This is a genomic window from uncultured Mailhella sp. (genome assembly GCF_947631555.1).
Taxonomy (GTDB): Bacteria; Desulfobacterota; Desulfovibrionia; order Desulfovibrionales; family Desulfovibrionaceae; genus Mailhella.
Map to the genome: position 1 here is coordinate 1 of NZ_CANRLT010000069.1, position 13,044 is coordinate 13,044.

Genomic DNA, 13,044 nt, shown 5'->3' on the forward strand with positions numbered 1-13,044 from the left:
TCAAGGAATGCGAATGGCGTTTCAATGGAGGCAATCATAAACAACTCCTAACTCAGCTAACTTATTGGGTAAAACAGGCAAAACATTAGTCTTAGCTAGGACAGCCCCTTAATTTTTTCCTAAAAAAGCGCATTTGCACCTTTTTTTTACAAAAATCTTCTGTATTCAGTGAATAAGTTCTAATTTTTAGCAAAGCCATCAAAAGCTTTTTTAATCTCTTTTCTTGGAGGTTTTCCATGTCTCAATGCGCTTGTATCTACTCACCACAGGAAGAACGTCTTTACAGTAAAACCGTCGATAAGTCTGGAAGAGAAAGAGTCTATGGGATTCTGAATAAAGTTCAACACATGAAACCAGTGGTAGATATAGAACGCGCTCTCTACTTTACGCGCTCTATGAAGCAGACGGAAGGTCAGCCTCTCGTCATCCGCTGGGCCAAGGCTCTGTATCATATCGCAGAAAACATTACTGTTTATATTACACCCAATCAGCTCTTGGCCGGGCGAGCCGGAAAGCTCGGACGCTATGGTATCCTTTATCCTGAACTTGACGGGGACTTTTATGAAACCGTGCTGAAAGATCTGGAAAGCAGAGAGCAGAGTCCTTTTCATATTGATCCTGAAGATATCAGGATCGTTATGGAGGAAATAGCTCCTTACTGGAAGGGCAAGACCTATCATGAGCATCTTAACGCTTCTCTTCCAAAAGAGCTGCGCGGTGTGACCTATGCCGATGCACAGGGGCTTAAGTCCATGTATGTGGTTAATGAGGCATCTTCCTACAGATCCTCTCTGCAGTGGGTTATGGACTATGAGAAAGTGATCAAGCGCGGCTTCCTCGACATCAAGCGCGAAATTCAGGAACGTCTTGACAACATAGATCCTGACGACACAACCGCGCTTATGGATAAGAAGCCCGTGCTGGAATCCATGCTGATTACCTGTGATGCCTTCATGCTCTGGACCAACCGCCATGTAACTCTGGCCCGGAAAGAGGCCGCCGAGTGTACGGATCCCGTACGTCGTCAGGAACTTCTTCAGATTGCTGAGATCTGCGAGCAGGTGCCCGCAAAGCCTGCCCGAAACTTCCGCGAGGCGGTGCAGAGCCAGTGGTTTGTTCAGATGTTCGAACGTCTGGAACAGAAGGTGAGCGCCGTTGTTTCCAACGGCCGCATGGATCAGTATTTTTATCCGTACTATAAAAAGGACATAGAAGAAGGTGTCCTAACGCGTGAGCAGGCCATGGAACTGCTTGAGTGCATGTGGGTTGACATGTCTCAATATATCGATCTGTTCATTACGCCGAACGGAGCCGCCTTCCAGGAAGGCTATGCCCATTGGGAAGCCGTGACGATTGGTGGTCAGACCACCACGGGTGACGATGCCACAAATGATCTGACGTATCTGTTCTTGGAATCTAAGCGCAACTTCCCGCTGAACTATCCCGACCTGGCCTGCCGTATCCACGCACGCACTCCGGAACGCCTTCTTCATGAGGTGGCTCTTACCATCAAGGACGGCACGGGTTTCCCAAAGCTGCTTAACGATGAAGAGATCATTCCGTCCTATGTGGCACTGGGAGCTCCTCTGCGTGATGCTATGGATTACGCCGGATCGGGATGCACAGAAGTTCGTATGCCTAACCGTGATACTTACACTTCCGGCTGCGTGAAGATCAACATTGCTTCTGCCATTGAAATGACCATGTTCAACGGTCGTATGCTGCATTATGGCGATCTGCTTATCGGGCTGGAAACGGGCGATCCCAGGGAATTCAAAACGTGGGAAGAATTTTACGGCGCCTGGAAAAAACAGCATCTTAATCTTCTGCACAAGGCATTCCAACAACAGTATGTCGTGGACAGCCTTCGCCCTCTGCACTTTGCATCTCCGTTCTCTTCCGTGTTGCATGATCTGTGCGTCAAGAGTGCAACGGATCTGCAGGCGTCCAAAATTAAGGATGGCTTTGATATTTCCTATTTTGAGTCTCTTGGATACGGCACCGTCATAGACTCTCTGGCGGCCATCAAGAAACAGGTGTTTGAAGACAAGCGTCTGTCTATGCAGGAAGTTTTGGATGCTCTTCGTGCCGACTTCGTCGGATATGAAGCCACGCAGGCCATTCTTCGTCATTCTCCTGCCTTCGGCAACAATAATCCCTATGCGGACAGCATTGCCAAGGAAATTGATGCCATTTCCCAGCATGCTGCCGAGGAATGTTCTCGGGTGCGTGGAATCAATGTAGTGGTGCGTTATGTTCCCATCACTGCGCATGTGGCCTTCGGCCGCGTCATTGCGGCTACGCCGAATGGGAGAAAGGCCGGCACTGCGCTTTCTGAAGGGGCCTCCGCATCTCATGGTGCCGACATCAACGGTCCTACTGCAGACCTGCTCTCAAACTTCCACTCCAAGAATTATGACCTGAAGAATCATTCGGCCCGACTTCTCAACCTCAAGCTTTCTCCGAAGGCCGTTGCTGGTGAAGAAGGTACCCGTAAGCTGATGAGCATGATTCGTACCTGGTGTGCGCTGAAGCTGTGGCATCTGCAGTTCAACATCATCAACGGCGCAACGTTGAAAGCTGCTCAGAAGGATCCTGAAGCCTACCGTGGTCTTATCGTCCGCATTGCCGGATACAGCGCGTACTTCTGCGATCTTTCCAAGGCTCTTCAGTCGGAACTGATTGATCGTACAGAACACAGTTCACTCTAGTCGGATTGCGGCGGGATATTTTATCCCGCCGCTCATCTGGAGTTCTCCATGAACAAGATCACTGGTACTGTCGTCAATATTCAAAAATTCAGCGTTCATGACGGGGATGGCATACGTACGGTTGTTTTTCTGAAAGGCTGTCCTCTTCGCTGTTCGTGGTGTTCCAATCCCGAAACACAGTCCTTTAGGCCGGAGCACGGTTTTCTTCCTCTGCGCTGCATATCCCCCTCCGTATGTGGTCGATGCTTTGAAACCTGTACTACCGAAGCCATGCATGTCAGTGACGGGGTATTAAGCTTTGACAGTTCCCGTTGCCTTCAATGCATGGAGTGTGTCAGAAACTGCCCCGGCCAGGCTCAGGTCACCTACGGCGAGTTGCTCAGTGTGGAGGAAGTGCTGCAGAAAGTGGAGGAAGATACGCTGTTTTATGAGCATTCCCACGGAGGCATGACTCTTTCGGGAGGAGAAGCTCTGGCTCAGCCCGAATTTGCTCTGGCGCTGTTGCGTGAAGCTCACCGCAGACACATCCATACGGCTATAGAAACCTGCGGCTGTATTCCATGGCACATACTCGAAGATGCCTGCCGTTATCTGAATCAGCTTCTATACGACGTGAAGTGTATAGATCCTCTGAGGCACAAGGAGTTCACAGGACAGGACAATGCCCTGATCTTGGAAAATCTTCACAAGGTTGCAGAACATTTTCCTGAGCTTCCCATCACAGTACGAACCCCTGTCATTCCGGGATTCAACGATACCTGTAAAGCTATTGCGGCTATAAAGCAGCATCTGCCCAACAAGGGGCGGATTACCTATGAGCTACTTCCCTTTCACAGAATGGGAGAGTCCAAATACGCTGCATTGGGCCGCGGTTACGACTACGCAAATATTACTCCAGACAGTCAGTACGATGAGCGCATGCAGGAGTTGCAGCGCATCGCGCATGACAAAGCGAGGCAGATATGACCAAAGCGACACTTTATTATAACGGACAGATACTGACTATGGATTCTTCCTGCCCGCATCCCGAGGCCGTTGCCGTTGTGAACGGACGAATCGCCGGGGTGGGGGATGTGAAAACGATGAAGAACATTGTCGGTGAAGGGGGCCGTTTCGTCGATCTGGAAGGAAAAACCATGATGCCCGGCTTTATTGATGGGCACAGTCATTTTCCGAGCGGTGGCATGAATCGCATGTACTCTGCGGATCTGGCCGTGGACAGCGTTGCCGAAGCCGTGGAGCGACTCAAGGCGCAGACCGTTCGTCCTCGCCCCAGTGAATGGGTGGTTGGTTTCAACTATGATGAACAATGCGTTTGCGAGCGGCGTTTTCTTACGCTGGCCGAACTCGATGAAGCCTGCCCCGATAAGCCGCTGTTCTTCCGGCATGTTTCCGGTCATACGGGTATGGCCAACTCCATAGCTCTCGCGATGGCGGGCATTACCCGTGACACTCCCGATCCCGTGGGCGGTGCCATAGGCCGTGATGAGCACGGCAATCCTAACGGTCTGCTTTCCGGTATTCCGGCGCAGAGTCTGGTTCGCCGTCTTATTCCTCAGTACACCATGGAGGAGCTGAAGGCTGCTCTCGTGGAAGAGAGTTGTACGTATGCTTCCTACGGCATTACAACGGCGCATGGCGGCCCCGCCTTTTCTCCCATGGATATGGAACTCGGCTACAAGGTTACCGAAATTCTGGTACAGTGCGCAAAGGACGGCTCCCTGCCTCTTCGCACCGTTATTCTTATTCGTGCCTCCGATATCAGCCAGCTCAGCCCTTATGCCACGCCTGTTCCCGGTACCGATCTTTCTGGCAATCACAAGGTAACGCTGGGCGGTGTGAAGTTCGTTTCCGATGGTGATCCTCGCGACAGAACCGGATTTTTCAGTGCGCCGTATCCTGCGCTGCCCGGCGAGACGGAGCCTTATTATGGAAAAGAAACATGGTCTGCCGAAAAGCTTACAGCTGCCATCCTTCCCATGCATAAGGCTGGCTGGCAGATAGCGGTTCATGCCAACGGCGATGCTGCCATAGACAATGTGCTGGATGCTTTTGCCGCAGTACAGCGCGTCTGTCCGCGTCCTGATGCGCGTCATCTGGTCATTCATGCGCAGTATATCCGTAAAGATCAGCTTCTGCGTATGCGTTCTCTGGGAGCATATCCCTGCTTCTTCATTTCACCGCTTTGGTTCTGGGATCACATTCATGCTCAGAATGTCGGTGACGAACGGGTGGAGGATTTCTGCCCCTGCGGTGATGCCGAACGTATGGGAATTCCCTTCAACCTTCATTCAGATTGTCCCATTACGCCTGTGACGCCTCTGCTACAGGTTCAGACGGCCGTCACACGTGTGTCGAAGGAGGGAGTCCTTCGCGGTCGGCATCAGGCAGCAAGTCTGTATGCGGCTCTGAGGGCCATCACCATCGACGCGGCCTTTATGAATTTTGAAGAAGGCATCAAGGGGTCCATCACTCCTGGAAAGTTTGCGGACTTTACGTTGCTCGACAAAAATCCGCTGCAGGTATCTCCTGACACTATAAAGGATATTCAGGTGATGCAGACTATTGTGGATGATGAGTCAGTGTTTACACGTTAGTCCGTTTATAGGTGCAGACTGATTTGCTCCTGCCGCATCCTTCAGTTTTTTCAGAGTATGCGGCGCGTCCTGTTCAATTATAAGTCAAGGAGAAAAGTATGACGCCTGTCATTGATCTTCGGTATCGTCCTTCTACAAAGGAAAGCATTGAAAGCGTGGCTACCAATCCGGTATACGCCGAATACATTAAAAATACAGATTTCCTGAAGAGAAAAATGCTCAGCCTTGAGGAATGTGCGGAAGAGTTGCGATCCATAGGCATCGTTAAGGCCGTCGTGTCTGGCCGTGATATTGAATCGACCTATGATTCTCCAAACACCAATGCCTCTACGTTGGAATGTGTTCGTTCCGATCCTGATCTGTATATCGGATTTTATGGCTATGATCCCCGCAAGGGAATGAACGGACTGCGGGCCTTCAGAAAAGCCCTTGAGCAGGACGGAATGCGCGGAGCGTCCATCGATCCCTGCATGAATCACTACGGCGTGTCTGATCCGTTTTTTTATCCTCTGTATGCCATGTGCTGTGACTATGCCGTCCCTGTTGTCATAACGGCAGGACTTTCCGGTCATATGCCCGGTGTGGCTCTGGAAGATATGGCTCCTCGGGAGATAGATAAAGTGGCCCGCGACTTCCCCGAACTGAAAATAGTCATCAGTCACGGCGGCTACCCTTGGGTTAACGAAGCCATTGCCGTCTGCATGCGGCATAATAATGTCTATATGGACCTTTCCAGCTGCGATTCCAAGTTGTTCGGGGAGTTCTACATTAAGGCTGCCAATGAATACATTACGGACAAGGTTGTGTTCGCCAGTGCCAATCCTTTCAATCCCGTAGCCAAAACTCTCAAGAGATTTCTGGAGCTTCCCTTTACAGAAGAGGCGAAACGACGCTTTTTCTATGCCAATGCGTGTACGTTGCTGGATCTTTCGGAGGATGTTGCACGATGATGGAGACCGAGGCCCTAAAGCAATGTGTTATGGTTGGTCGCCAGACTGCGCATGGCCCTGCCCCTATTCCTCAGGAAGGCAGCTTCGTCAAAGTGACGGATTGCAGCCAGATTTCCGGTTTCAGTCATAGTGTCGGCACCTGCGCCATGAAGCAGGGTGCCTGTAAGATGACGCTGAATATCAAGAATGGCATTATTCATGAAGCGCTTCTGGAAACCATAGGCTGTAGCGGCATGACACAGTCGGCTGCCATGTCTGTTGAGATTCTTCCCGGCAGAACCATGCAGGAAGCGCTGAATACCGATCTTGTGTGCGATGCCATCAATGTGGCTATGCGCGAGTTCTTTTTGAATATCAGCTACGGACGCTCCCAATCGGCGTTTTCCCGTGGGGGACTTCCCGTGGGAGCGGCTCTGGAGGATCTTGGCGGCACCATCCGCAGCCAGATCGGCACTCACTATGGTACCGTTGAAAAAGGACCACGCTGGCTGGAGCTGACGGAAGGGTATGTGCGCAGGTTGGGGCTGGACGAAGAGAATCGTATCATAGGCTACAGCTATGTCAATGTGGGAAAAATGATGAGACTCATCGAGGATGGAGCGGCGCCTGACAGAGCGCTGGAGAAGGCATCGGGTATCTACGGTCGCTATGCCGATGCAGTAAAGTTCATCGATCCCAGAAAGGAGTAGCTGCATGATACGTTTTGAAAATCAGGAGGCACGCCTTGCTCCAGTGACCGCTTTTCTGCGAACTGTGGGGATAAACACGCTAGAGGAGGCCGAGCGGCTGTGCCTTGATCACGGTATGGATGTGCGCAGGATGGTGCATGATATCCAGTCCATATCCTTTGATGATGCCGGCTGGGCCTATACGGTGGGTGCAGCTGCGGTTTTGAAGAAAAAGATTGGAGATGCCAGCCAGGCTGCACTTCTTCTCGGAAAAGCGCTGCAGAGTTTTTGCCTCGATGGCTCCGTAGCCGATCAGCGCCAGATCGGGCTGGGGCATGGCCGTCTTGCTTCCATGATTCTAGATGATTCCGTTCGGTGTTTCGCTTTTCTGGCTGGGCATGAGTCTTTTGCAGCTGCGGAAGGCGCACTCGGGATAGCCTGCTCTGCCAACAGAGCTAGAAAGACGCCTCTGCGGGTTATTCTGAATGGACTCGGCAAGGATGCCGCCGCAATCATAGCCAGGGTCAACGGCTTCACCTATGTAAGAACCTCGTTTGACTTCGAGACTGAGCAACTGACCATTCTTGATGAAACGCCTTTTTCAAAAGGCGAGAGAGCGGCGGTGCGCTGCTATGGCGCCGATGAAATGCGAGAGGGCGTTGCCATCATGGAATATGAGGAGGTGGATATCTCAATTTCCGGTAACGCAACGAATATGATCCGTTTTCAGCATCCTGTGGCAGGTACATACAAGAAGCGCTGTCTGGACAGGGGAAAGAAGTACTTCGCCTGTGCCTCGGGCGGAGGTATCGGACGTACGCTGAATCCCGATGATACTTCTGCCGGCCCGTCTTCCTACGGACAGACCGATCTTATGGCAAGAATGTATGCTGACGCCACATTTGCAGGCTCATCGTCCGTGCCGGCCCATGTGGAAATGATGGGCTTTATCGGCATGGGAAACAATCCTGTGGTGGGGGCCAGCGTCAGTATTGCTGTTGCCGCCGTTGATGCTGTTCGCCGGGAAACGGCGTAGGTCATTTTTCTTAGAGTCATTCATACGAACCACTTGAAGCAATTATACAAAATTTTCTGTAAAAGGAGTCTATTATGGAATCGCTTAAGAACCAATCTCTGTTTCATACCAAGTGCTTCATCAATGGTGAATGGTGTGATGCGGACTCCGGCGAAGTCATTACCGTAACCAATCCGGCCGATGATTCTGTTTTAGGCACGGTACCCCGCTGTGGAGCTACGGAAACCCGTCGTGCCATTGATGCAGCAGAGAAGGCATGGGAAGGGTGGCGCAATATGGCGCTTCAGGATCGTTGCCGCATTGTTATGGAATGGCATGATCTTATTGAAGCCAACAAGGAAGATATTGCCAGACTGATTACCCTGGAGGAAGGCAAGTCGCTGGTGGATGCTGTAGGCGAAGTGAACCAGAATAACGCACATGTGCAGTGGTGCGTGGAGGAAGCCCGTCGTCTCTACGGCGAAACCATTCCCAGTGTTATTCCTCATGCCAGACCCATTACCTGGTTTCAGCCTATAGGCATCGTATTTGCCGTCACCCCATGGAATCTGCCCATGGGTATGATTCTTCGCAAGGCCGGTCCTGCTCTTGCCGTGGGATGCCCCATCATCATTAAACCTGCAAGTGCCACTCCGTATTCCGGTCTGGCTTTGGCCGAACTTGCCAAAGAGGCCGGTATTCCCAACGGTGTGTTCAACGTAATTACCGGCAGTGCCCAGAGCATAGTGAAGGAAGTTTCGGATGACTTCCGCGTACGCAAGATTACCTTCACCGGCTCCACCGAAGTAGGTAAAAAGCTGATGGAAGAATCTGCCCGTACGGTCAAACGCACTTCCATGGAACTCGGCGGCAACGCTCCGGCAGTTGTTTTTGAAGATGCCGATCTTGATGCTGCCGTTGACTGCATTATGACCATCAAGTTCCGTCACACCGGACAGGCCTGCATTGCGGCCAACCGCATTATGGTACAGCGCAGCGTCTATGACGAGTTCATCCGCAAGTTTATCGACCGTGTTCGTAAACTTGTTGTGGGTAATGGCCTGACCGAAGGAACGGATATCGGCCCTGTCATCAATCATCATGCCGTTGAATTTCTCTCTGCTCTTGTGCAGGACGCTCTGGAAAAGGGCGCGAAGGTCGTTTGTGGCGGCAAGCCTCATTCCCTGGGCGGATGCTTCTTTGAACCCACTGTCGTGACCGGTGTAACCCGAGATATGCGGATGTTTCAGGAAGAGATTTTTGGCCCTGTAGCCGGCATTACTCCCTTCGATACGGAAGAGGAAGCTCTGTTCCTGGCCAACGATACCCGTTACGGTCTGGCGGGCTATGTTTATACCCGCGATCTCGCCAGAACATTCCGCATGATGGAAGGCATGCAGTACGGCATGATTGGCGTCAATGAACGTGTGCTTTCCATTGCCGAAATTCCTTTCGGTGGCATTAAGGAAAGCGGTCTGGGACGTGAAGGTGGACGTGCGGCGCTGAAGGAATTCGTTGATGTCCGTTACGCTATGATCGGTGGATTGAATCGCTGAACCGGATGTGTTTAGCTGCTGAATGGAAATGCAAAGGTCAATGAGCCGGCTCTTCACCGATGAGCTCCTCATTGACCTTTGCTGTTTTATACGGAGATCGCCATGCGCTGTAAGATAGGTATCCTCACTTATGGCATACTGAATGAACTTGCTCAGGAAGCGCTTCAGCTCATCAATGACCCTGAAATATGCCCCGCAATTTTGAAGGGGCTGGGTAATCAGCTGCTCGGACAGGTTCTCAAGGCTCAGGCTGACGGTGTGCATGTCTTCGTGGGAGGAGGCGCCAATGCCCGGTTCATACGCGAGAAGGCGCGGGTGCCTCTGGTGATTTTCAACTTCGGTCTGCACGACTTCCTACCAGTCTTTCGTCAGGCCCGCCGGTACGGCCGCTGTATAGGACTTGCCTCTGTCAACGAGAATGACATCAAGTTGTGCCGTGAACTTGAAGGTCTTCTCGACTGTATTATTATTCCTCTTATTTTTTCCAATCATGAGGAACTAAGTACACTTATCAGTAAAAAGAAGCCGGATGTCGTTATAGGAGCGAGTCTTGCTCAGAACGTATGCAAGCACCTGAATATTCCTTTTTTCCTTGTTTACTCAGGAAAGCAGACCATCATAAATGCCATTCAGATGGCAAAATCGCTTACGGAAGATATTATAAGAGAAAAAAAGCGACAGCAGCAGCTTCAGGCTATAGTAGATTATGCATGGGGAGGGATTATTGCTACAGATAGAGAGGGAAAAATTATCACTTGCAATTCTTCAGCTCAGAAAATGCTGAACCTCAGAAGAGAGGAAGTTTTTGGTAAGCCTCTTAAAGGAGTTCTACAGAATTGCTCACTTACCTCTCTGCCCCAGGATTCTCTTCCTAAAATAAAATTTTTTGATGTCATCCACGGAAAGCAGATGGTGGTAAACAGTATCCCTCTCATGGTTTCGGGGGAGAATGAAGGGACCGTCATTACGTTTCAGAAGATAGAGGAGCTGCAGCATATCGAGCGCAAGGCAAGATCATCCATGCCGCAGACCGTCTTCAAGACCACCTATTCTTTTGCCGATATTCTGGGAGAATCGGTAGCGATTTCCAAACTGTGCGATCGTGCACGTAAGTATGGCAAGTCGGATTCCTCTATCTATATTAGCGGAGAAACCGGGGTCGGTAAGGAAGTGTTGGCTCAGGCCATTCATAATATCAGTCCCATGAAGGATGGACCGTTTGTTGCTGTGAACTGCGCGGCTCTGCCGGACTCTCTGATTGAGAGCGAGCTTTTCGGCTATGAGGAAGGCGCATTTACCGGTGCCCGCAAGGGGGGAAAGGCCGGTATGTTTGAGCTGGCGCACAATGGTACACTTTTTCTAGATGAGGTGGATCAGATTCCTTTTTCTCTTCAGGCTCATCTGCTGAGGGCTCTTCAGGAAAAGGAAATCATGCGTCTTGGCGGAAGAGGTGCGGTTCACGTGAACATACGTGTTATTGCCGCCTCCAATACGCCCCTGCTGCAGAGCGTTGAGAAGCAGCGTTTCCGCGCTGATCTTTACTACAGACTCAATGTTTTTCAGCTGGATGTACCGCCTCTCAGGGAGAGGGAGGATGATGTTCTGATTCTGTTCTATCATATGCTCAGCAGACTCGACAGGCACATGACGGAAGTCCTGGCCACGCATAAAAGTCTGATGCAAAAAATATTAACGGCTTACAGTTGGCCCGGAAATATTCGTGAACTTGATAATGTGGTTCGCCGCTTTGCAGTTCTCCTTGAAGATTTTTCTTACTCCGGTGTATATAATACCTTGATTGAATCCATAGGCGTAGAGATGTTTATTCAGGATATCATCAATCGCAGCACTTCGAATAAACAGAAGAATCTTTCGCCAACGCAACTTAGGGAAATAGCGTGGTTCTGTGAGGGCCGCCTTCAGGTTTTGGCTGATCTTCTCGGGGTCAGCAGAACGACGTTGTGGCGTCAGCTTCAGGACAAATAGTAGCCGCCTGGGGGACAAAAGAACGCAATGCCTTGTGAGTAGTCACGAGACGTTTTTGCTGATATTTTCAAGAAGGATAGAGGTGTTATGCGACAGAAGCCCGGAGCGCAATCTTGTCGGTGCGGATATCATCGATCATCAGGATTGCGATGTTGTCTATGTTGGCCTGGATGTCGTCAATGTAGTGAACGAGATAGAGCAGCTTCAGGACACGTACATCCTGCTGTTCCAGCCCATCGCCCTTGTCAGCCGCCGTCTGACAGCGATCAATCACTCGCCGGATGGCACTTTCAAGGAAAGTATGTACTGTGTCATAGAACAGGTGGAAAGGAAGGAGTGTGTTCTCGTCCTTGTCCTGCACTTTTTGAGCTGCCTCCTGGAAGCCGGACAGCATGGAGCGTTCGCCGCCGGAAAGGTGCTTGCCGGAATTTCCATGCTTGCGAATCTCAGCAAGGACTTTCTGAATGATGATAAACTGATACGGGACAAAGGGGAACGTCGCAGAAAACTCCTCAGCGTCAGAAAAACCCTTGATGTCCTTCACAAGGTTATTAAACGTAAAAAGTTTTTTCAAGACGGAGTGTTCCTTATCGTACACCATGCGGAGAAGCTGATCTGCCTCCTTCTTCTTGGCAAGCACACGCTTTTTGATGACTTCATCCACGGAGGAAGAAGAGAGGATCAGGCGGGTATTGAAACGCCCATGAATCTTAGAGAAGTCATTGCCCTTGATCTGAACCACGGAGTCGATAGCCTCCTGGCTCGTCACCATCACCCACGCCTTGCCACGGCAGCGAGTCCCGATTTCCTCAACAAGAGACTGAAGGTAATCATCAGGTTTCCATCGTCCCCGATGTACTGCCCCACCTCGTCCACCATGAACAGGAGCCGGAAGTTCTTGCCCTTTCCGTTCTCATATTCCTGGATGTCGGCAACAAGCTGGGCGATGCTCAACTCGTTGGTCTCAGTGCCATTGAACCAATTTCTTGCTGCCTGTTCGCTCATACCAAGGGCAGATTGCAGGGCAGCAACAACGTCGTCCTCAAAGAACGTAAAGGAATCACGGGTCTTTATTCACGAGGTGACACAACTTTAATAATGATAAAAATTCTTCAATCTTGCCATTAACGCGAAATCGCTGAAACAACGCCAGAGATTTATTCAACATATCCAAGGAACGCGTGACGATTTGGGTTCTACGTCTGAATCGTCCAAGCCAGTGACGCTGCAAGGCATTGTTTTGTTCTCTTTTGAAGGTATGCTGTTTTCCTTGCCGTAAGCGTTGACTTCCCACCACGTCGGCATAGCACGCATAAAAATCGGAATATACTCTTTTAGCTCGCCATACATTAAGTCTGTCAAAAAAATCAGTTAAGGTTTTGGAACTACGATCACCACATTGCCAGCCGATAAATTTTCGAGTGTTATGATCAAGAGCTTTCCAGATCCGGATGTGATCTTTTTTTTATTGATATATGAAACCATTTCATCTTACTTCCTTTATGGTTTGAGACCTCGGCCTTTAGGCCGATAGAGCCCCACCCCGCCCTGAAGGGCGGGG

11 protein-coding genes are annotated in these 13,044 nt (G+C 50.6%); 8 read left to right on the forward strand and 3 right to left on the reverse strand.

What is annotated here, in order from left to right; all coding sequences use genetic code 11:
- The first annotated feature begins 236 nt into the window (after positions 1–236).
- From Q0Z94_RS09100 to Q0Z94_RS09135, 8 genes are all read left to right on the forward strand, one after another.
- On the forward strand, positions 237–2,711 hold the full coding sequence (locus tag Q0Z94_RS09100; protein ID WP_298068974.1) for a pyruvate formate lyase family protein: 2,475 nt from the start codon (positions 237–239) through the stop codon (positions 2,709–2,711).
- A 48-nt stretch (positions 2,712–2,759) separates the two neighbouring features.
- Entirely contained in the window at positions 2,760–3,677 is a 918-nt protein-coding gene (locus tag Q0Z94_RS09105) for a glycyl-radical enzyme activating protein (RefSeq protein ID WP_298068976.1), read from the forward strand.
- Entirely contained in the window at positions 3,674–5,308 is a 1,635-nt protein-coding gene (locus Q0Z94_RS09110) for an amidohydrolase (RefSeq protein ID WP_298068978.1), read from the forward strand. Before Q0Z94_RS09105 ends, Q0Z94_RS09110 begins: the two co-directional genes overlap by 4 nt.
- A gap of 98 nt (positions 5,309–5,406) precedes the next feature.
- Positions 5,407–6,258 (forward strand): amidohydrolase family protein, encoded by an 852-nt coding sequence (locus Q0Z94_RS09115; protein WP_298068980.1) that lies wholly within the window; start codon positions 5,407–5,409, stop codon positions 6,256–6,258.
- Positions 6,255–6,947, forward strand: a complete 693-nt coding sequence (locus Q0Z94_RS09120) for a hypothetical protein (protein WP_366517600.1) — start codon at positions 6,255–6,257, stop codon at positions 6,945–6,947. Before Q0Z94_RS09115 ends, Q0Z94_RS09120 begins: the two co-directional genes overlap by 4 nt.
- Positions 6,948–6,951: 4 nt before the next feature.
- Positions 6,952–7,962, forward strand: a complete 1,011-nt coding sequence (locus Q0Z94_RS09125; RefSeq protein WP_298068984.1) for a GGGtGRT protein — start codon at positions 6,952–6,954, stop codon at positions 7,960–7,962.
- 74 nt (positions 7,963–8,036) lie between these two features.
- Entirely contained in the window at positions 8,037–9,497 is a 1,461-nt protein-coding gene (locus Q0Z94_RS09130) for an NAD-dependent succinate-semialdehyde dehydrogenase (protein ID WP_298068986.1), read from the forward strand.
- Between the two features lie 102 nt (positions 9,498–9,599).
- Positions 9,600–11,483, forward strand: a complete 1,884-nt coding sequence (locus tag Q0Z94_RS09135) for a sigma 54-interacting transcriptional regulator (protein ID WP_298068988.1) — start codon at positions 9,600–9,602, stop codon at positions 11,481–11,483.
- A gap of 85 nt (positions 11,484–11,568) precedes the next feature.
- On the opposite strand, the gene Q0Z94_RS09140 is transcribed toward Q0Z94_RS09135, so the two are convergent.
- Genes Q0Z94_RS09140 through Q0Z94_RS11875 form a run of 3 tightly spaced genes read right to left on the reverse strand, consistent with a single transcriptional unit; the run spans position 11,569 to position 12,936 of the window.
- A complete protein-coding gene (locus Q0Z94_RS09140) occupies positions 11,569–12,255 on the reverse strand; it encodes a hypothetical protein (protein ID WP_298068990.1) in 687 nt (228 codons plus the stop codon).
- Entirely contained in the window at positions 12,255–12,488 is a 234-nt protein-coding gene (locus Q0Z94_RS09145) for a hypothetical protein (RefSeq protein ID WP_298068992.1), read from the reverse strand. The genes Q0Z94_RS09140 and Q0Z94_RS09145 overlap by 1 nt, the downstream gene beginning before the upstream one ends.
- A gap of 55 nt (positions 12,489–12,543) precedes the next feature.
- A complete protein-coding gene (locus Q0Z94_RS11875) occupies positions 12,544–12,936 on the reverse strand; it encodes an IS1 family transposase (RefSeq protein WP_366517601.1) in 393 nt (130 codons plus the stop codon).
- Between the last annotated feature and the right edge of the window lie 108 nt (positions 12,937–13,044).